This window comes from Treponema denticola ATCC 35405 (assembly GCF_000008185.1).
GTDB classification, from domain to species: Bacteria; Spirochaetota; Spirochaetia; order Treponematales; family Treponemataceae; genus Treponema_B; species Treponema_B denticola.
In genome coordinates, this window is record NC_002967.9 from 2,747,689 (window position 1) to 2,770,430 (window position 22,742).

At 38.6% G+C, this 22,742-nt stretch carries 11 protein-coding genes; 4 read left to right on the forward strand and 7 right to left on the reverse strand.

All coding sequences use genetic code 11. The features are described from left to right. Nucleotides 1-6: 6 nt before the first annotated feature. The 4 genes from TDE_RS12720 to TDE_RS12735 form a co-directional block, all read right to left on the reverse strand. Nucleotides 7-792: an outer membrane lipoprotein-sorting protein gene (locus tag TDE_RS12720; protein WP_002673490.1), complete on the reverse strand. Its 786-nt coding sequence runs from the start codon at nt 790-792 to the stop codon at nt 7-9. After that, on the reverse strand, nt 785-3,481 hold the full coding sequence (locus TDE_RS12725) for an efflux RND transporter permease subunit (RefSeq protein ID WP_002680747.1): 2,697 nt from the start codon (nt 3,479-3,481) through the stop codon (nt 785-787). The genes TDE_RS12720 and TDE_RS12725 overlap by 8 nt, the downstream gene beginning before the upstream one ends. Before the next feature lie 47 nt (nt 3,482-3,528). After that, nucleotides 3,529-4,167, reverse strand: coding sequence for a transposase (locus TDE_RS12730; protein WP_002680749.1), 639 nt, complete (start codon nt 4,165-4,167; stop codon nt 3,529-3,531). A 150-nt stretch (nt 4,168-4,317) separates the two neighbouring features. Continuing rightward, nucleotides 4,318-6,216, reverse strand: a complete 1,899-nt coding sequence (locus TDE_RS12735) for an MFS transporter (RefSeq protein ID WP_164920608.1) — start codon at nt 6,214-6,216, stop codon at nt 4,318-4,320. Nucleotides 6,217-6,398: 182 nt separating this feature from the next. On the opposite strand from TDE_RS12735, the gene TDE_RS12740 reads away from it, so the two are divergent. Then, a complete protein-coding gene (locus TDE_RS12740) occupies nt 6,399-7,301 on the forward strand; it encodes an Rpn family recombination-promoting nuclease/putative transposase (RefSeq protein ID WP_002680751.1) in 903 nt (300 codons plus the stop codon). 236 nt (nt 7,302-7,537) lie between these two features. On the opposite strand, the gene TDE_RS12745 is transcribed toward TDE_RS12740, so the two are convergent. After that, nucleotides 7,538-14,074, reverse strand: a complete 6,537-nt coding sequence (locus TDE_RS12745) for a hypothetical protein (protein WP_164920609.1) — start codon at nt 14,072-14,074, stop codon at nt 7,538-7,540. A 21-nt stretch (nt 14,075-14,095) separates the two neighbouring features. Next, nucleotides 14,096-18,760 (reverse strand): Ig-like domain-containing protein, encoded by a 4,665-nt coding sequence (locus TDE_RS12750; RefSeq protein WP_002680753.1) that lies wholly within the window; start codon nt 18,758-18,760, stop codon nt 14,096-14,098. Between the two features lie 221 nt (nt 18,761-18,981). Here TDE_RS12750 and TDE_RS12755 point away from each other — a divergent pair, with 221 nt between their 5' ends. The 3 genes from TDE_RS12755 (at nt 18,982) to TDE_RS12765 (ending at nt 21,987) form a co-directional block, all read left to right on the forward strand. Then, nucleotides 18,982-20,346 (forward strand): MATE family efflux transporter, encoded by a 1,365-nt coding sequence (locus tag TDE_RS12755; protein ID WP_002673471.1) that lies wholly within the window; start codon nt 18,982-18,984, stop codon nt 20,344-20,346. A 117-nt stretch (nt 20,347-20,463) separates the two neighbouring features. Then, nucleotides 20,464-21,363: a PD-(D/E)XK nuclease family transposase gene (locus TDE_RS12760; protein ID WP_010692188.1), complete on the forward strand. Its 900-nt coding sequence runs from the start codon at nt 20,464-20,466 to the stop codon at nt 21,361-21,363. 96 nt (nt 21,364-21,459) lie between these two features. Then, nucleotides 21,460-21,987, forward strand: a complete 528-nt coding sequence (locus TDE_RS12765) for a TDE2712 family protein (protein ID WP_002680759.1) — start codon at nt 21,460-21,462, stop codon at nt 21,985-21,987. On the opposite strand, the gene TDE_RS12770 is transcribed toward TDE_RS12765, so the two are convergent. Beyond that, on the reverse strand, nt 21,959-22,726 hold the full coding sequence (locus TDE_RS12770) for a TrmH family RNA methyltransferase (protein WP_010957298.1): 768 nt from the start codon (nt 22,724-22,726) through the stop codon (nt 21,959-21,961). The two genes, TDE_RS12765 and TDE_RS12770, sit on opposite strands and share 29 nt — an antisense overlap. Nucleotides 22,727-22,742: the final 16 nt, after the last annotated feature.

Genomic DNA, 22,742 nt, shown 5'->3' on the forward strand with positions numbered 1-22,742 from the left:
AATACCTTATAATCTTCCCGTATTTAAAAAATTCTGCGTGAACATTTTATCATTAATCGGTTTATCTATTTCTATATTTAGGATTTCAAGATGGGTAGAATGTTTGGTTTGAACGTTCGTTAAATTTCCTTTTATAGGAATCCAATATCCGTTCTTTTGTTCAAGTTTTTCTACCTTCAATACTTTGAGCAACGCACCTTTTTTGTCATACATTTCGGCCATTACCGGAATACAAGTTACTTTGTCGATGTAGGTAATTTTTTTTGAATAGCGGCTGCTTTTCGGATCTACTGCCGTCGATTCGACTTTCCAGCAATTGTAAGAATCAACTGTTTCTTCACCGAGCAGAGTATGAGTATCATCATCTATCTTTCTTGTTTCAAGATCATCATAATCGGCATCGGTTCCCATAAATGGTTTTGAACCTTCGGCTCCCGCAATACGGCGGACAGTTCTAAGAGCCGGAAGATAAATCCACTTATCATTGGCCCTATCCTTGTTTACAATCTGCAAAAATCTTGTATCTTTAACTGAAGCAGGCTTTTTAAAAACGATAACGGCAGCTCCTGTTTTATCTCCGGGATCTTTTGCCCATTGTTCTATCATCCGTTCTTCAGTATTTCCTTTAGAATCGACAAGAGTCATCTTTAAGGCAGAGTGAGTAAACTTAGGCCGTTTTACATCGAGTGATTTTTGAACAATACTTTTACCGTCTTCTGCAAACGTAAATCCGATACATAATACCGTTAATGCAAACAGTATAACCGCTTTTTTTAACAATGACTTATTCATTTGTTTCTCCTTTCGGCTTTTGCGCAAAAATGTTTTTATGCGGTTTAGCCATAAATGATGGTTTAAAAATATTTAATACGACAGGTAATATGGTCAATGCAGCAACGGAACTTGTGAACATTACTACCGCTACCAAAAAACCTACAAACCTGAGGACTACGAATTTAGAAAAACACATTACCAAAAAACCGCATCCTACCGAAAAAGCGTTTACGGCAATTCCTTTTCCTGAATGCCGGAGAGTTTTTAATGTAACCTGTGTTAAGTCTTCACTTATCATTCTTTCATTATGATAATTATTCATAAAGTGAACCGTGTAATCTATTCCGATTCCTATTGCAATAGCCGCAACCAAACTTGTTACCATATCAAGGTTTATTCCCGTTAAACTCATAATGCCGAAATTAAGTAAGATGGAAATACCGAGAGGAATAGCCCCGATTAGACCCGCAATAAAAGATCGGTAAAAGAGAGATAAAATACAAAATACTATTACAACAGCCAAAACCAAACTTGATACCTGACTTGAAATTATCATAGAAGTCATAGCTGTTTCCAATTCTCCCAAACCGGCAGCTTCTAAAGTATAGCCTTGAGGAAAATGTGTACTTGCAAAATATTCTGCATCCTGAATAACATTTTTAATTTTCCCCGTATCATGAGTCCGCATTATAATCTGCATTCTGCTTTTCTTAGGTTCAAGAGTTTCATCTAAAAGAGAATCAAGAGCTCCCGAATATAAAAGCAAATACTGCGAAATAATATTTTTTAATTCTTCTTTTTGTGAAACAGAATATTTTTCGATATCGTCGGGTATTTCATAATAAGCCGCTCCTCTATAGTTAATCTCACGCTTTAAGGCTTCAATAAATTCGGATACACCGAGTTCTCTTGAATTAGAAGAAGCATAAGCTTTAGCGTAAGCTGAAACGAAGAGCTCTATAGTTTCTTCCCGATTTAAGTTATCTTTTAATACCGAAACCGTACCGGAAGCAATTGTATCGGTTTCAGAGTATGAATCACTTTCAAGAGTATCTTCATCATCGAAAAAACTTTCAACGATATCGGAGCTTTCTTCATTTGCATTATAAGTATTAGGTTCTATAGGATGAGCATTCATAACCTGATTCATGCGTTTTATAAATTCTGTAAAAGAAACAATGCTGCCTATTTCGGGATGATTTGATTTTAAAAAAATTTCAAGATCATCCATGCTCTTTAAAATTTCAGGATTGCACATATCTCCCTTTTCACATCCTGTTACAACCAAGCTAAAGCCTGTAGTTCCTACATACTTATTATCGATAGAAACTACATCACTGCGTATCTTTGAATTTTTAGGAAAATATTCCAAAAATGCCGACTCGATATTAAGATTAAAAATTCCCCAAATTGAAATTCCTATTATGACTAAAAGACCTATAATGAAAACAGCCTGTCTTTTATTAAAATAGGAATAAAATCTATCGAGAACAGCTCCTTTTTTATTTACACCCAGAGCTGCAAGGCGCGCATTCTTTTTAACATTTAGGAGGCTCATTCTTTTTTGCTGTTTTTGTATTTGTTTGACCGATTTTAACATTAAAACAGAGGGTATAAATAAAAAAGCTAAGGAAAGAGCGATGACAATACCTACCGCACTAAAGATCGCAAAAGATTTCAAGGGCTTTATAGGACTTGTTATTGTAGAAACAAATCCTGCAATTGTTGTGATGCCTGCAAGTAAAACAGGCGGACGGGCACTTTTAAGCGTCTGCATTATAAGTTCATGGTGGCGGCTTACACTTGTAATAAGAGGCTCCTTTTCCAATTTTTGGTAATAATAATTTATTATGTGTATCCCATAAGCGGAACCTACAGCGATAAGCAAGACGGGAAGACAGCTTGAAACTATCGTAAGAGGTTCTCCTATGATTGACATAATACCGGCTGTCCAAATCGTACTTATTAAAACCGTCAATAGGGGGAGAAGAGTTCCTTCTATATTTTTAAAGGAGAAAAAAAGGCAAAGCAAAACGACAACTGTTATTAATGGAATTAGATTTTTTAAATCTGCATACATAAATATTTTTCCATATTCACCTAATACCGGATCTCCTGCAATTTTATAGTTTAAACTTTTATCCTTACTCAAATTTGTTTCAATTATGTTTAAGGTCTCATTGTAAATACGGCTTACTTCCGTCGGAGTTGAATCTGAGTTTAAGGTTGCAATTATTTGTACGCCTTTAAAATCTGAAGACAGAACGGTACCGATATATGCCTTAGGCCATTCTAAAATTCTTTTCTGTAGATCATCTATTTCACTCTTTGTTCCATTAAAACTTTCGGGGATTAAGGCCCCTGTCGAAAGAGTTCCTTGATCATCGGTAATAAAATCAACATTTGTTATCGACTTTACATTTACAATATTGTCAAGATTTTCCAAGTCTTCGGTAATTTGTGCAATTATCCCAATAGTTTCTTTATGAAGGATAGTTTCTTCCTTTGTTTCTATTACAACATCCATTATATATTGATCGCCGAAATCTTCAGTTAATCGGTTAAAGCGTTTGTACGAATCATGTTCTTCAGGAAAAAAATGACGCAATTCATTATCCATAATTATATTCGGAAGCATAAAAGCAAAAAATACAGTTACACCTAAAACAATTGTTAAAATAATAAAGCTCAATTTTGTTTTATTCATAAAGTTCCAATCTCCTTAGATAAGTACTTTTTAATATTTATAACAATTTAAAATTTTTTAAAAATTTTTTTGATCAAAGCACATAAATCTTCATCACGATGATTATATCTAAACTCACATTCTTTTAGATGAAGTAAAAAAGATCCGGATGAAAAACCGTTAAATTTTGCCAAACGTTTTTTTGCAAAGGTTAAAAAATTTTCAATTCCCGCTGTGTGCTCATTTTTGATTTCACTTTCATTATAAAAAACCCTGTATTGATCGCAATCCTTTAGCAACGAAGTGTTAAAAGGTTCAATTTTGTTTTGATGAGAAATAAGTTTCTCCAAATCGCCCTTTATTATTGAAAGGAGGCTTTCATGGGAATCGTCATGCACCAAGCTGACAAATATTTTTTTGCCTTTCTTTAAAAGCCCCAATACAGGACGTGCGGCAATAAACTCTTGTATCTTTTTTCTTCTAATTTTAGCTTTTTTAAAATAGGAAATATGCCGGACATTGCCGGAAATTTCTCTGGTTTGCTCAAAGATGCTATATTTAAGTATTTTTTCCCGAATTATTCCAAAATATCTGTTTACAGTGTTCCGATTGATTCCGGTAATTTTTGCAGTAGCCGCAGCGGTAATATCTTCACTGAAACATAAAAAAATTCTATTAAGTTTTGTTGTTGTAAGTCTAGTATACATATATAATTATAAAATTTTACCCCTTCATATTCTAGTCTAGGTTGTATATCTATAATATATATCAAATTTAGTAAAAAGTCAATAAAATTTTTATAAAAATACAAAAAAACCTCCGAATCCTTAGGACTCGGAGGTTTTTTCATGCGGCTCTTATGTTCTGCCGTAAGGTTCTCCTATTAAAAGCTCGCAAATCTTCTTAGTTTTTTCGTCCGCATCTTCTTTTTTACCGCCTGCTTCTAACCTGTTTAATTCATCAAGAATAATTTTATGATTTTCAGGACTTACATTAAATTTAAGGCCGAAAAAAATGCCGAAAAGAATCATAAACAAGGGCATTATTATAAAGGAAATCTTTACACCCTTTAAAGTACTCTCCTTTTGCTGCGGTTTTTGAACCTGCCCTATACCGGAATATTTAAAATCAATCTTATCCAAAAGCTCCTTCAAATCATAAAGGTCATCTTTTGTATAAAGATCCTGAGGCTCGATTTTTTTATAAACTTCTCCCGATTTTGTATAAGAAGATTCCACCAGGAATTTTTTATCGATTTCATTAAAATCTTTTTTATCAAAAGAAGAAAGTAAATTTTCAAAAACATCTTGAGGAATCTCAGCAAAGTTATCTTTTCCTTCAAAGAATGAAAAAAGAGGATTAGCATGTTGATTCTTCTTTGCTTTTTTATAGGCAGAAGTAATAATCTCATCAGTGCTTCGGCTCATGTATTTTAGATGGAAATTCCCGTCTTCCCGCAGAGAATAATACTTATTTATATTTTCAAAGTTTTCATTATTTTTTACAGCCAAGTTTTGAGCTTCTTCAAATTGCTTTTGGGTCAACACCGAAGGTACGGGGTTTTTATAACCTATACCGCTTAAAACAAAGCCTATTGTGGTCATTATCACCAAACCTAAAAAAAGTTTTCGGGTAAGAGTCATCGCAGCCGAATAGGTTCCGGCTCGGTTTTCTCCGCTCATAAGTTTGTCTATGTCGGCCAAAAAAGGAAGAAGCTGATGAGGAATCAAATTGTTTGCCGAAATTCCGATACCCATAAGCACCATGTTCAATATCAAAAATGCCGGATTTGTTTGAGGCGTATGGAAAGACATAAGGACTATGGAAACGGCAAAGATGATTAGGGCAGCAACATAGACGGGCTTATGCCCTTTTTTGTTTATTATGCGGTTATGAATGGGAAGGGTCGCCATCATTGTTAGTAAGAGAGCGCCTTGGGCTATTACAAAAACACTTCCGCGGTTTAAATAATCCACAATATAGAACAAGACCAAAGACATAACTATATCCAAAGCTCCGTAGGAGCAGACATACATAGCAATATGAATTCTGCAAGACCTGCTTTTAAAAAGGGATAAAAAGTTTTTTATAAATTTAGCGTCCGATTTTTTTTGACTCTTTTCTTCCGGCAATTCCCATGTTTCAAAATAAAGAGGAATCCATGGAAGAGCGAAGATAAGGGCAAAGACTATGCTCATCACAAAGTAGCCCATCATACTGCCGTGAAAAGCATCGATAATGGGTTGAGCCAAAAGCCCTCCCAAAAGGGTGGCTATAAAAGAAAACATAAGGCGGGAACCGTTAAGTTTATTCCTTTCGGAAAAATCCTTAGTTATCTCGGCTGAAAGGGCCGCATAGGGTATGTATGAAACGGTCGAAACGGTAAAAAATATAATATAGGCTACCGTATAAAAAATGAATTTTCCGGCCTGACTTTCGATTCCGGTCGGAACCCAAATTATGATAAAGGAAAGAGCGATTGGAATAATTGAAACCAAAAACCAGACTCTTCTTTTCCCAAAACGGTTTTGCGGAGTATTATCGGCAATGTAACCCATCATAGGATCCGATACGGCATCCCAAAACTTTCCGATTGCAGGTATAAGCCCGGCCAAAACAGGATGAAGCCCTATTACATTTACCAAATAGTACATTGCAAATGTAGTAACGATAAAAAAACAGCCTCCGCCGTATAAATCGGCAGCTCCGTAGGCGAGGTAAGTCCGCCAAGTCATCTTTCTTTGCTTGTTTAACATAAAGTCATTATACAATAGCTTTTAAGGGAATTCAAGCGTAATTTCTTACAAAATCATATGAAAAAAAGGTGAGAAAATTCCTATTTTATTAAAATTTTACTATCTATTACAAACAATTTCTATAATAATTATGAAAGGGGAAAAATTTTTCTTCTTTTCAAATAATTTTTATGGAGTTAAAAATGAAGCAACTATTCAAAATAACCCTCCGCAACGACTATGCTTTTAAAAGAGTATTCGGAGTTGAAGAAAACAAAGATGTCTTACAGGACTTGCTGGAATGTATACTAGACATTCCGCCTGAAACCATCGCAGACTTGGAACTTCTCGATAAGGAGTTTCAGAAAGAACTTTTGAGTGAAAAACTCGGTGTTTTGGACATCAAGTTAAAACTAAAAGATGGAACCTTTGTCGACATTGAAATTCAAAACAGTTGGCATTTTGATTTTCCTGAAAGAACTTTGTATTATTGGTCTAAAATGTACAACGAAAACATAAAACAAGGTCAAGACTATACAAAACTGCCAAAGTGTATTACAATAAACTTGATAGGAAAAGGCTTTAATAAAAATAAGCGTTTGCACAACAAGTATCTTGTTCTTGAACAATATACAAAAGAGCCTTTAGCTTCAAAACTTGAGATTCATATACTAAACCTTGCAAAAGCGAGACTGTTAGAAGGTTCCCAATTTAGAGATAAGAAAACAAAACGCTTATTAAACTGGCTGAAATTTATCGAAACTGATAATCCGGAGGTGAGGAAAATGTTAGCACAAGAATCGACGATGATGAAAAAGGCAAATGATACTATTACAATAATGGAAATGAGTCCTAGAGATAAATGGCTATATGAATCTCGTATGAAATATGAACATGACAGGGCTTCATGTATAAATGAGGGGTACAGACAGGGCATTGAGGTGGGAATATTGCAGGGCGAAATAAAAGGTAGGCAAGAAGGCTTTGCCGACGGCTCTTATCAAACTAAACTTGAAACGGCTAAACTGATGAAAGGTATGAACTATCCGATTAGCGATATTTGCACAGTATCGGGACTTTCCAAAGAAGAGATCGATGCCTTATAAAAATAAGATACAAAGATTCCCCAAAAATTCCTTAGCGGCCTCAGCGGTTAAATACCTCGAAAATTAACCGCAAGGCACGCCAAGAGTACAAAGGCTAATTAGAAGCTATGTAAAAAGATCAAAAACCTCGGCATTTTCCTCGGTTTTCCACATCACATAAAAAATCCCCCCGCCAGGATAATCCGACGAGGGGAAGATTAACTGTTAAGCGAAATGCTTATTTTTGCAATACCGTTTTATTTTCCTACATAGAACGCTGCACGGTAATCTGAACCGGTAGTAAACCCTACAGCAACAGGCATTTTTTGCGTAGTGCCGAAATACTTTGCCTGTGTTTCAATACAAATACGGCTGTTTGCTGCCCGTTGGTTAAGAGGCGCAGTCATTGTTTCCCAGCCTTCCACATTCGCTCCAGTATTGTTAAAGTCCATAGATGTTTTATAGGCAATGCGGATAGCATCATACGAGTTGGGACGGAACACATACGAGATATACGGAGTTGCGCCGTTCATGGTCATATCTATAGACATACCGGAGTCATCCAAAACTTCCGAAGTTCCAAACGTGTATTTCGTTGAACCGGTATCGGATCTATTCGTAGACTTTACATACACGAGTTGCCCCTTGGTGTTTTGGAACGCGATATGCAGAATCCCGTCGGTACCGATACATGCATTTATGTAATTGCTTGCAAGCTTACCGTTCGGATCTGAAGAAGCGAGAACGCCCTGAATCTTCCAATCGCTTGATGACGTAGGCTGTGGAGACGTACTTCTTGCAAGGCGCAATCTTCCCGTAGTAGCATCCATATACACTACTATGGGATAGCCCTGTGTAGTTGTCGCAACGGCAATGGATTCCCACACCGTATGTGAAACGGAAAGTCCGTCTTCAAAAGCAGAAGCGCTCAGTACATACGGAGATGCATAAGCTGTACCGTTAGGGCTCACAAATGTGAACGAGTCAGCCGGATGATCCGGTACTTTGCTATTTGTATCGGTCACATCGGTATTTCCGTCTATGACACACCATGGAAGTGCCTTTAGGCTTGTATCCGGCGTTTTGCTGTCGTCTACCCATGAGAATTTTACGGCACCAGTCAATCTATCATAATAGACGACATAGATGTTATTCCCGGAACGTACGGTCCGTATGTTTTTAAACTGCTGCAATTCATTATCGTAAGTAAACAGTTCAAACCGGTATATTTTAGCCTTTTTCTTTGTAGTAGGAGTAGAGGAGAGATTATTAACCAGTGTCGACTGTGCATCTTTATCATAGAGGTATATACCTCCGGCGGTGAAAGGACTAGTATCATTCCAATCAAAAGTGCCGCCATCACCCCAGAACTCATCCGTTCCTCCATGATAATTTGCAGCATACAGTACGTTTACTTCCGGATTTCCACCGCTTCCGGTAACGGTTATATCGGTTTCTTCCGGCGGATCGTATCCGGTAAATAACGTCGTTGTACCGGATCCTCCTACTACAACAGCACTGCTTCCAGTAAATGCATTTGAATAATACACTTCCGACTTTGAATAATTGCTAAATGAAGCATACAGCGTTCCGTCAGCACCTTTACTCATTGCAGGATAGATGGCATTTTTGCTGCCCTTAAACGTATCTTCCTTATTTACACGCCAGATATGCACAAGCCTGTCGTCGGAATGTTTTGCGGTTCCGTATGTATCGGATTTTTCCATATTGCTGTCAGTATACGCATTTGTATTATTCACCGCAGCGACACCGTTTACAACAAGATGCAGATATCCGTCCTTTGCCGTATCAGGAACTTTAAAGGTAAAACTCTTCTTATCACCACTTAAAGTAAGATTGTCCATTTCAACTGAAGAACCGGTTCCATCTTTGTTTTCAGTAATCTTTAAAGAGGGAGCGCTTCCTTCAAAGTTAAAGCCTGTAATCGTATTGCCAGCTTCCCCGCGGAGTAAGGGTATCGCGCCGCTTCGCGCTCTGTTTGTATTGTATGTACTGTTTCTGCTGACACCAGTAATATACGGTACACTCTTTACCGATGTCTTTGTTTTATTTGCCGTATAATCGTACACAGCGGCTTGGTTCATATCAGTCGGTACAGAATTGTCCAATGTTATTGTATTGCCGTTTTTGCTGCTTATACGGGTAAGATATCGTTTTTGCCCCGTTTCGAATAAAACAAACTGCCCGATATTTGCCGAAGTGAAACTACTGTGTGAAGCGGAATTTTCAGCACCTCGAGTAACCGTTTCGAGTGTCATCGAAATAGGAGCACCACTTTCTACGGAGTTTCTTACGCCATCGTTCGCAGTTACTTTAATATCTTTATCTGCTCCCATGGGGATTTTTGAACTGTCAAAGCTGAGCTCCCACTTAACATAATAGCCCAAATAATCGGCGCCCAGATGGGTAACTTTTAATTCAGCCCCGTTCGGAGTCATTGTTTTATCTGAACTCCACGTTTGGCCGCTTCGGGTTGCCGTAACTGTCAGTTCCGGACTAAATGGCAGTACCGCCTTAATTGAATCAATTTTAACATTATCATACGCAAATCCGCGCAGGGTTACTTTGCCGGAAACTGAAGACGTATCAATTTCCACATGTCCGTTCGCACGGCTGTTTTGGTAAAGTGAGTTATCGTCCTCCTTATTCCAGTGGAAAGGCTGTACAACTACCGTAGGTGATTTGGTATCAAGCGCATCAAACAGCGTTTTAATCGTTATTTTTGCAAAAGCGGTGTTTGTTCCCACTGCAAACCCATGAGCCTCGTCCCACAACTCAAGAATTATCTCGATGGGCGTACCATTTGAATTACCGATTGCAGTCAAATGATTTTTTAAATCAATTTCATTGCCGTTTGTAATGGTAGTAAGGGGTTGCAGCTCAGTCGTATCGTCGCCTTTTTTAAGCCGATATTTTACGGTACCCTGACCGCCGGTAAACTCAACCTTTATCTTTGAGTTATCTTTGTTTTTAAAGGCAAATTCCGTACTTGTAACTTTTCCGATAAAATCGCGGTTTGCATTTAACGCTCCGGACAAACCTCCGGTGAAGGAGCTCGGTGTACCGCCTATATCGGTAGAAAGTGTTATCGCACTTACCATGATAGGCTTATTTTTTACATGCACGTCTACACTATGGCTATATGTATTACCGCTGTTATCAGTTATAGTGTAGTACAGTTTACCCTTTCCATCAGTGACAGGAGGGGTAGGAGCTAAATCGATTTTTCCTTGCCATGTAACCGTTCCACCAAGCTGCTTGGTTATCCTGTTTTGCGGATCGGTTTCGGTCATCGTTATTTCGGGCGAAGAAGTTCCGTTTACGACTACCTTTGCCTTCACTTCTTTTACACCCGAACCGCTGTCATTCGCGACACCGTTTATAATCCAGTCACCGCTACTGCCTTCATATATAAGCAGTTCCGGTTTATATAAGATATAGCTGTAACTTCCGCCGGTAAGTGAAGGCGAAGCGGTAAACTCGACAGTATTGCCCGTTACCTTCGTTACCGTAAGCACGGAATTTCCCGCAACTATTTTACAGCCGCCGCCTGAAGAAGCCGTACCTCCCAAGTCGCGGACTTTTTGTGCAAGCTGTGCCTCCATTATCGAAGAAGACGTAAAATTGCCGATATTCATGTGTTTGTCGACACCGTAGTCTCCTACCGGATTTTTCGTGTCGAAACGGAACAGGAACGAACTGTTTGAAGATAATTGCTGAGAAGCTTTTTCCTTAACCTCTATGGTAACCGAAAAGCTGTCGCCGGTCATACTGCTTATATCAAGCGGCAGGCTTAATGTATATCCCGAAATGCCGCCGGAATTATAATCAGCAAGCCAACCGGAGGGAACGGCTGTGTAGCCCGAATCGGGAGTACCTACAGCTTTTTTTTGATACTTTGTTTCAACAGTGCCGTTTTTAAAGGTAATCTTTACGTCCTGTATCCCCGACGGGTCGGTCAGTTTCGCTGTAAGTTTTTTACCGCTTTTAAGCCACATATTCAGTTCGTAATCTTGCGGTGAGGAAGCGCCCGATGCATTATCGATTTTTATATCGGTAATTAACGGAGCATCTTTATCGACGATTATCTTTCTTTTCTCTGTCCATTCCCCCATCGTAATACCATCTTTATTTTTTGCACGGACTCTGAAATAGACAGGCTGATTTTGCGCGGTTGCATGGTTAAAGGAGCCGTCAGAGTTGATGCTCACTCTCCAGTCTGCCCCTCCCCCAGGAAGGCTCGTACCAGGGACAAGCTGTCCGTTCCCGCCGTTATACCAGTCTTTTGAAGGGATAAGTGAACCGCCGGGCGGAGTGAAACCACCGAATGTTCCATCAGCTGTATTATTAAAATTGCCGTCGTGCGAAAACTGGATATACACTTCGCCTACGGCACCCGGTCCTCCAATAACGGCGCTTGCCGTGCCAAAAATTTGTATGGTTCCGCCTACTGTTACATCTGCTTGTGGAGAAAGTATTTTTACAACCGGTTTTGTTCCGTCGGGGTTAAAGAGAATCTCTAGTTCTCTTACGGTCTTATTCCCTATTTCGTCTTCCGTAAAAATATACAAAGGGATTTTCCTATACGCGCCTACGACAGCCCCGTATTCGGCTGGGGGAACTTGATCCAAGTTGACGCGGACATTCCACGACCCCTTTGTCGAAGAGTCCATTGCTTTCCAGCCATGTGGTGCGGTTGCGGCATCATAATCGGGAGTACTTACAGTCGGTACGGAAGTTTTTTTACCCAGTATGTATTTGGTACTTGATGCCTTTACGCCGGCAGTCGGAGGCTCAGGTGTCAATCCTGACGGTGGATCATCAGAAATTGCCCCCGAAATTGTAATATCTCCTGCCTGAGGATCATCGGCCGCAGGATATCTTATTGTAACTGTAGGAGCCGTCTTATCGACAGTAAAATCGGTCGTATCCGAATCGGTCGAGCCGGGCCCTGCTTTAGCTAAAAAGTAAATTGTATGGATTTTGTCATCAAGCCCACTTATATTGACATTCGCTGCCTTGTATCGAAAATCGTTCGGGTCGGAAGGGTTAACCTTTGTAAGCACTGTCGTCGGATAAGGACTGGTAGATACCGGTGTGTCTATACTGTAATACACCACTCCGGTTGAATCTATCCCTCTAACATCGGCCTCTATATCTAAAGTTGTATTTTTAACACCTTGAGGTCGGATAGGCCGTATTCTCGGACCTGAGCCGGTAGTAAGGAAATTTATGATATAAAATCCGCCGCTTGCCGTATTGGAATCATCATATTCCTGAAATTTATGCGAGGGTTCATCAATAGTATCCGTACCTCTTACCTTTACGGCATAGTATCCTTCACCCCATGTTGTATCGAATTTACATTTTACGCGTAAATTTCCGCCTGTTACTGTAATATTGTTTGTATTCGACAAGGTTGAAAATTTTACAAGCGATTTTTCAATCAAATGCGTATCAGTTTTAAAACAGTTAGCTGCATCACCGGTACCATCCCATTTGAGCAAAACAATTTCGATATTGCTTGCTTTATAGGCTGCAAGATCGGAACCTCCTACCACCGGAGTGTTGTCTTTGTTGCGGATAAGCTCCACTAAAAATGTCGTTTCGTTTCCGGGTTTAAACAGCAATGGTGACGCTTGAGAAATATTTAAGGGCGTAGAAGTAGTATCAGGAAGATTCGTTACACCGATAACCTTAAACCCAGGCGATTTGCTTGGATCCAATTTAAAGGTGCTGCGTTTTTCGCTCATTTTTACCATTTTTTCTTTAAGTTTAGTCAAAGCGGTTAGATCGTTGCGCAAGGCCTTGATTTTTTTATCGTGCTCGTTGGCATCCGAACCTCTTTTGCCGGCAAAATAATCGCTGATTACTGCGGGGGTGTAGTCTTTTGCTATAGTGTAAGTGTAAATATCATCCCACTGATAGTACCAATCGGCTTTATTTCCTTCACCCGAAGCGTTGCCGCCCTTATATTCACGGGCATTATCATACAGATATAATGCCCCTTTGATAGGCTTCGTTTTATCCAACTCCTGCAAACCATATAAAGGATCTGTTTCACTGCCTGAAACAACTTTCGATACGGCGACTTGCGCGTTTATACTGTTACTGACGAACATATTGGTCATATCGATCGGCGGCGTTCCAGGAACATGCACATTCAGCTTTTCGACTGTATTTTTTTCGCCGGCTTGTCCTACAACCGAAAAGACAGCTCCATAACCGTCGGCCTGATCCGATGCCGAAGGGGTGGAGCTTTCGTCTATAACCGTCGACGGCCTTTGTACGATAAATACCGGAGGTGTATTGTCTATTTTATAGTTTTTAGTTGTTTCATAAGTTCTGCCGCCTTTATCCGTAACAGTAAGAATGGCGGTATACTCACCATCGGGGATGGGGTATTTTTTTACCAACTCGTGAGGAGGATCTTCAAAACCTTTAGATTCGTTATCAATATTGATTGACCATGAAACACTTCCATCGCCTTCAGTAAAACCTCCAACACTGTGAGGACCAATAATTTCTTTGGTCTCAATATTTTTGAATGAGATAGTTATTGATTTTATTCCGTCATCATCACGAGCGTAACCTTTCATCACAAAACTACCCCTAATAGGAGTTTCTCCTGCATCAGGATAAGTAATTTCTCCCTCCGGGCGTTCAATATCGATAGTTCCGCCCAAACCTACATTTTGTTTGCAGGTAACGCTTAAAAATACCGTAAACAAAATTAAAATCAAAAAACTTAAAAAAATTCTGTTCTTCTTCATAAATACCTCTAAAAAGTTTTGTTAAAATATATCGACCCTTATACCTACGGATATATGCGGGATAACCGATTTGATTGCAGATTTTTTACTCTTTGAATCTACATCGGTAGGTATAAACCATAACTGTCCTTCCGTAAATATCGAGAAAGAACTAAAATATTTTTGCTTATGGAATTTCACGCGAGGAAATTCAATTTGTGTAAGCAAAGCCGACAAGATTTGAGGACGTCCGCTTTGGGTGTTTGTAAAAAGCGAAAACTGTGCACCCAAGGCCACATCCAAATATAACCATTTCCAATCGGGTCCAAAATAGTAACCGAAAGGCAGCTCATATACGTTAGCTAAAAGCTTTAACGATATTATATGCCCTCCGTATCTAATTTGCTGATTACCGTATAATGCTTTAAACTGACTTTGTAAAAACTGCCCGTAATGAAGCTGCAGCTTTACATTATCATCAAAAAAGCTCAATCCTATACCTAAATTCCACAAAGAAGCGCCCCAAAAGGCCGTTTCAAAATGCAAACCTTGTATAAACTTAGGTAATCCATAGCTCGCCTTATCTCCCTTCCTTAAAAGAGCTTCTACACTCGACAGCTCTACGTCATCAGAAGATAAGCCGCTAAACTCAATCGCTCCATTGTATCGGCCTCCTTCTCCGGGCGATATCAAGGTTACTTTTGGAGCCGTCTTATCTATATTTATTATTGTCCTGCAAACCGCTGTTTCTTTATTCTCCATAACGGCTCTTAACAATAAAAAGTGATTTCCTTGAGCCATATCATCTGTCTCAAGTCTATACTTCCAATTAGCAGTCGACTTAACAGGGGAAAAGGTTTTTCCGTTGTCAAAACTGATTTCTACATATTTAATACGCTTTGCCTTAAATGCTCTTTTATCCTCAGATGTAGCGTCCTTTGAAGACACCAGAGCCTTTTCTTCTTCAGATACCGTATAACCGGATCTTCCTCTAAGGTAAGGTCTTTCTATCGCAAAGTCTCCCATCGCAAAGTTATCAATAGTGATCCAAGGACCTTCTATTGCATAATTTATCTTATGTACTTCAGAATTAAGAGACCCGACACCTGCACGATTTGCCCTTAACTCAATACTATGCTCTCCATTTACAAGCTTTTCACCGTTTATCTTAAAACAAACATAGCCGGTTTTAGATACCGAGACCCTTTCAAGTTCTTTTCCGTCTATATATAAAGCGGCTTCTTCTACAGCATTATCTACTATCAGCCTTCCATATATATTGAACTCCCCTCTTACCGTCTCGCCGTTTAAAGGATACAGCAACTCTAACCTGTTTCTATCCTTCTTTCTATAAACATCAAAATTGACAGAGACTTCATTAGTATTATTTGCCTTATCTACTCCGCTTATTTCAAGATTATACCGTCCTTCAGGCAATGAGCTTATATCTATATCTTTTGAAAGGATTATATCTGTTTCAAGTTTTATCTCGGATAATTTTTGAGGCACAGCCTTTCCATCAAGGCTCTTTATTTTTAGCATTACTCCTTCAAGAGAAATATTATCATATATACGCCCCGACACAAAAAGGTTGCTATCCAATTTGGATCCTGCCAGAGGATATTCCAGTTTTAATGAAGGAGGCGTATTGTCTACGTTAATTGATGTAGAATATAAACATACTTGCTCATAATTATCCGTAGCCTTTACAAAAACTATATGAGTTCCGTCATTTATTATATGGGTATTTATACGGTACTGCCATTTTTCCCCGCCTTCTGCAAGGTTATACGTCAGCCCGTTATCAAACGACAGTTCAACCTTTTTGATTCCGTTTTTATCCAAGGCACTACCCGATATTAAACTTACCCCTTGCACTGTGTCTGTTATTAGAGGATAAGACACTCCAACCTGAGGTTCTCCTAAAGACACTCTTATCTTTCTAGTTACGGGTTGGCTTGTTACTCCGTAAATATCTTCGGCATACATGGTTATTTCATGTTCATTATCAGTAAGCTCGCTTAACAAGATGGGTATAGAAAAGCTGTTTTTTACATCCATCGACTTATAAGATCCCTTATCTATTTTGTAGTAGAGCTTGGCCGCTTCATCGTCATCATAGACCATACCTGATATTTCAAAGTCGCTCGTTATAATCTCATTCTCATTCGGTAAATATAAATCTACCCTTGGGGCATCTTCAGTATTGTCTATGTCAAAATTATAACTGTTAAAACTTCGTGAATTCCCTGCAGGGTCGGTAAATCTAAACTGCATGTTTTTACTCAAAGGCTCTTTTGCACTGCCTATTATAAGATTAGGTAAGGAACCGTATTCAAAACTCTGCCATTCAGCACCCTTACTTGCTCCCTTATACTCCGGCTTTACTCCGGCAAACCTATCGCTTACCTTAAAAGCTGCATATATTGAACCGTTTACTTTTCCTCCGCCCTCAGGTAGCACCATAACAACCTCAGGGGCTTCGCTGTCCTTATAAAGGACTCGTCTTTCATAGCTTTCCCTTCCGGCTATATCCGTTGCCTTTACTGTAACAACAATGGGACCGTCTGCCTGTCCGCTTATATTTATCTTCTCGTTAAATGAATTAGATAATTTCACATAAGGGGATCCGCTTCCTAAGCTATATTCAACTTTTGTAATTCCAACCAAATCCTCAGCCTTACCTTTTAAGTTTATAGAAGTTGTTATAAAAGAAGCTTCTTCATTCATGTCAAGACTGATTTTAGGTGCGGTCTTATCAAAAAGAATATCTACTAAAGGACTTGTAAAAACACCGCCCTCATTGTCCGTTATCTTTACGCCGATTCCCTTATATAAGCCTTCTTCTTTTACTCTTAATCTTATTAACTCTCCTTCCCTTTCAGCTTCAATGTTCTTAGATCCTATTACTTCTACATTTTCTATTACCATTCCATCCTTAGGCTGATAAACACCTGTCAATGGTTTATCGTCTAACAAGACTATTTGATTATTCTCATTTACATTACCTTTAGACCATACAAAGCTTTCTTCACCGCCTGCTCCCGATACAACCCGGATAACTAAAGTCTGCTTACCGACCTTATCGTTCATATCTGTAGCAGTAACAGAAACAGTATATATACCGGGCGCCGATTTTCCGCTTATATTTGTTTTTATCACATAATCGGTTTGACCTGTTTTTACAGGTAAAACGGACTCTTCTTCTCCATTAAAACCTACACTTAAATACTTTAAACCGGAAGCCGCTTTTACATTCACTGAAGTCGAGCTCTTTGTTTGTGCAGTATATACAGGTATGATAGTTTCTCCGTTATCAAAAGAAATTACAGGAGCCTTTCCTTCTACATTAAACTTTACGGTTAAAGGCTCTCCTTTAATACCTTTTTTATTCACTGCATAGATAGTCAATGTATGAGCTCCTTCGCTCAATCCTCGTTCTATAACAGAAAAGCCTGCACCAAAAGCATCTATCGCCTTTTCTTCACCCTTGTCTATTCTGTACCTTACCTCATTCGCACCATATAAGTCATAGATTGCTCCTGCGATATAGACATCTTCTGAAAATTTTCCATCAAGCACAGGGCTTAACATTTCGATTACAGGCTTTCCCTTATTTTGATCTATATAAAATGTCTTTTTTGCCCTTACTATGTTTCCGGCTATATCTTTTGCCGTTATTTCGACAACGGCAGTCTTGGCTCCGGTCTTACCAACATCAAACTCTTTTATCCAATAATGATTTCCGGGGGTAAGTTCAAATTCACCGCTTTCGTTGTTACACTTCCAAGATAAACTTGATAAACCAACTAAATCCGTAGCCTTTCCTGCTACGGAAAATACAGGTTCCGTCGGATTATCCCCCTCGGGATAGATAAACTCTACTAAAGGAGCCGTATTATCTATAAACAATAAAAATGTGTAAATGCCGATCTTTCCTTGCTTATCTATTGCTTTAAACCAAATTACCTTAGGCCCGTCTTCTATTGTTTTTGTATTTAGTTTTAACGAAAACTTTGACTGCTTTGTTTTTTTGTTATAGGATAATTTTATTTCTTCAAAGTTCTCTCCATTATTTAATGAATACAGCAGCCTTTCTATACCGTTTCCGTCTTCTACTGTTCCGTCAATTGTTATCTTACCTGAAACAAGCTCTCCTACACTCTTATTTTCTATTGAAGTTATTGGCGATAAGCGGTTTATGTAAAAGCTGTGTTTTACGGACTTTCCCTTTACGCCGTTAATATCTACACCCCAAGCTTCTATCGTGTGCGTTCCTTCTTCAAAATTTTCCGTGTTTATATAATATGACCAAAATTCTTTACCCTTGGCTCGGTAGATATTTTCTCCGCCGTCTATACGTAACTCTACATAGTCTACCGCATCATCATCTACACATGTTCCTATTACGTTTATATTTCCGACTACTACAGCTTCACTTTTAGGATTACTTATGTTTACTATCGGTAAGTCGGAATTAGGGTCTATATACATATTAAAAGGCCCTACATAGCCCTCATTACCGGCTATATCAACAGCCTTTATCAATACATTGTATTTTCCTTTTTTCTTTCCGGATATATCTATAGATTGCTGCCAGCTTTCTTTATTGGTCATCTGTACACTATCTATATCTTTTGCCCCTCCTGCATATAGCAGACTCAAGGCACTAAACATAATCAATAAATAAATTGTTATTTTTTTCATCAAATACTCCTAAACCGATTCGGTAATTTAACCGATAGATTATCGGCTAAAACAGCTTAAATCTTTAATATATCTAAATTAAACTAAAAAAAATGATAAAAATGGATATATCTACAATACAATATACACACAAAATGTCAATAATATCAAGTAATTTTTAATATTTTTTTATAATTATACATCTTCCCTATTTTTAAATAATAGGGTAGAATATAAAGAATATGAAGCTTAAATTTTTAGGACAAACCACAGCACAAAGGCGCGAGCTTATTTTAACCGCTTCACCTCTCAAAACCCTAATCATTCTTTCTTTACCGGCTCTAATGATGGCTATGCTGCAGGCTATGATGCCCTTTACGGATGGCCTTTTTATAAACAGGCTTACGGACCATGTAACAGCCAGTGCAGTCAGCTTTTCTCAACCTATTATATCCATTGTCTTAGCACTTGGACAGGGCTTAAGCGTTGGAGCTACGGCAATTATCGGGCAGCTTAACGGACGAGGTGATATTGATGAGAGTAGAAAAACGGCAACACAAATTTTCGTATTTGCCTTTTTGTTGGGATTGGTTTCAATTCCTCTCCTATTTATAATAGGAACAATAATAAGCTATACACTCAAAAGCGAAATAGCCCCCTTGGTTTTTAGGTATATTTCTCTTTATTGCTTGGTAATGCCTCTCAGCTTCATGGAATCCATATACAACGGTATAAAAAATGCAAACGGCAAACCTGAGGCACCTTTTTTTAGGATGATTATAATGCTTATAATCAAAATAATCGGAAACTTTATATTTTTATATCTTTTGAGAATGAAAATAGACGGTTGCGTACTAGCTTCGCTTTTAGCCAACCTCGTAGTAGCAGCGTGGATGTTCTATGATCTCTTTTTAAAAAAGAGCCCCGATAAACTTAGTTTAAAAAAATTTAAGTTTTCTTATCCGACTCTCAAAGAGCTATTACACGTAGGTTTCCCCGCAATGCTTAATTATGCCTTTGTTTTTCTCGGCTTTTTTCTTATAAATAACGAAATGGAGCCATACGGAGCTGTTATTTTAAACGGACAAAGTATCGCAAGCAATATTTCGACAATTTGTTTTAATATCCCCGGCTGTTTTAGTGCTGCCGTTACAACTATGGTCAGCATGAACATAGGTTCCGGAAATCCTAAAAAAGCAAAAAGAGCCTGTCTTTTAGGCTGTATTACAAGTGCTATAAGCGGAGCGGTGCTGATTGCCATTATCGTGCCTTCTTCCGCCTATCTCGTATCGATGTTTAAGCCGGAAATACCCGAAATCGGCGACATTGCCGTTGCAGCCCTGCATATTTATACCTACTCGGTCATAGGTTTCGGCGTCTGTATGACAGTTCAAGGAGCCTTTATAGGTCTCGGCAAAACGAAAATTCCGTTAATGCTGGGTGTTTTGCGTATCTGGCTTTTACGCTATATTTTCATTCTTGCAACCGAAAGATATCTCTCCTACTATTCGATATATTGGGGAAACCTTTTTTCAAACATCACTGCCGGCCTTGTTGCAGTTATCTTGATATTGAACACCAAGTGGGTTTCAGGAATTAAAAAATAATTTTTTTTTAAATTTTACTCTTAAATGAAATAAAATCCTACAATAATAATGATAAGGCATAAAAGAATTTTTTGCTTTATCCTAACCATTGATTAATTATTATTAAGGAGAAAAGTTATGTCAAATGAACAAACTATTTTAAACCCCAAAACCGATTGGGTTTTTAAGTTGATGTTTTCCAAAGGTGAAGAAGGCAACAAGGCTCTTATAAGCTTTTTAAACGCTTTTTTGGAAGATTCTTACGGTAAAATCAATAAGGCAGAAATCATAAACACCGAGCTTATTCGCGATAGGCCTTCGGGAGAAACTTACCGCCTGGATTTTCTGATTAGAACCGACAACGGCCTTATCGTAGACCTTGAGATGCAGCAGTTTTGGAAAACAAATTATCATCGCAGAAGTCAACTATACCTTATGCGTCTAGCTTCCCGCTTTTTAAAGACGGAGCCCAAAGAAGACGACTTTTTGTACGCCATAAGTCTTTCCGTTTTCGGCTGCGATGTTCCTAAAAGCGCAGAGCTTGTAAAGATGTCTGAGAGCTCAATAATTCAATATCTTTATGTTGAATTAAACGAGCTAATAGTTTATACTATGAAAAAGAGATTGGAAGAGTATAGCTTAAAAGACTTTTGGATAAGATTTTTAGCCAACTATGAAGAAGACAAAAAAAGCGGAATGTTGGAAGAATTGTGTAGACTAGAGGAGGGTATAAAAATGGCAGAAGCAACACTCTTTAGGGTAACTGATGAAGAGAGGCGAATGGCAATAGAACTCTCTGATGAAAAATACCGGATGTATGTGGAAGATGAACGCAGTGCAGCCAGGAGAGAGGGCTTGGCCGAAGGGCGGGAAAAAGGAAGAAGTATAGGATTAGCAGAAGGGTTGGCTGAAGGCCGAGCTGAAGGCTCACATCAAAAAGCACTTGAAACGGCAAAAATCATGAAAAACATGAATTATCCGCTTGAAGATATTTATACAATCACAGGGCTTTCTAAAGAAGAAGTCGGAAAATTATAGGTCATAACTTTTGTGTCGGCTTTTAACTGTTACTCATTGAAAAAAAACGGTAATAGGTGTAAACTCTAAGCGGTTAAAACTTATGGAGGTTTCTTTATGAAAAATATAAAGATTGATTTTGACGTTTTGGAAATGATGATTTTCTTTTGGGAAAGCGTAGCCTCAAAGGATAAGATGGGAGACGATTACTTTATGAGTATTGCCGAAAAGCCTCAGATGGAAGTCGTTTACAGTGACGACTTTTCGAAAGATTCCGTCCGCAGGGTTATGTCTGCAATTTCCAATAGGGAAAAACTGAATAACCGCACCTTGAGCGAAAGCCGTTTTTGGAATAACAATATGTGGATTTTGGAAGACTTGCAGACCATGCACAATATGATGGCTCCGATTAAAACCTTAAACCTTGCAGAACTTACGGAAAAGTACAAGACTTCGACGAAATTCGATGAGATCGAGCTCATCTTTATTCCTGCCCATGCAGAAGAATTTTATATTAAAGGAAATAAAATTTATATTAACTTTTTTAAACTTATTCCGAATTATGAAGACCCAAAAGATATTAAGATTGCTGGTCTCCCCTTAAAAGAATATGTAATTAAAAAGATCGAGGGTTTGTTGCACTAAGACTATGGCAAAAAAGGGTTGCGGCTTGAGCGACATTTAAGCTTTCCACATTGCCGCTTCCCTTTATTTTTATAAGGTGGACACAAAGCTTTTTTGCTTCTTCGCTGATTCCCCTCTCTTCATTTCCTAAGACAATCACGCAAGCTTCATCTTTTTCAATCAATCTTCCAAGGTCGGCTATTTCGTGGTGAGCTCTTAAGTCCGTGCCTATACAGGTAAGCCGTCCTCGGCACTGGCGCAAAAACCAAGCCGTCGATGAAACCTTAAAGATTTTTACAAATTCCATTCCGCCCTGCGCTACCCTATAAGCCGAGGTGGTAATCGAGGCCTGTTTATCTTCCTTTGTTAAAACTATATTTTCTATACCGAAAAAAGCGGCACTTCTTATTATTGCTCCCAAGTTGTTTGCATTTCCTATTTCATCGAGCATTAAAACGTGTTCCTTATTTTGAGCCCAAAGGTTTATTTCTTCATGCTCTAAAACAGGAATTTCAGGCTCAAAGATCATCGCTGTTACACCCTGATGATGCACCGATTCCGAGAGCTTTTCCAATTCATCATCGGAAACTATTCTATATAACCTTTTATTGGAAGCCAAATACTTACAAACCTCGCCGAACTGTTTTGCTCTTTTTTCCGAAAAAAACAGGCGGGAGATTTTTTCGGGATGATGTTTTGCCAAAGCAAGACAGCTTTCAAAACCGCAAACCGGCAATTCTTTTTCAAATTTTTTACCCATGGGCTTATCATACACA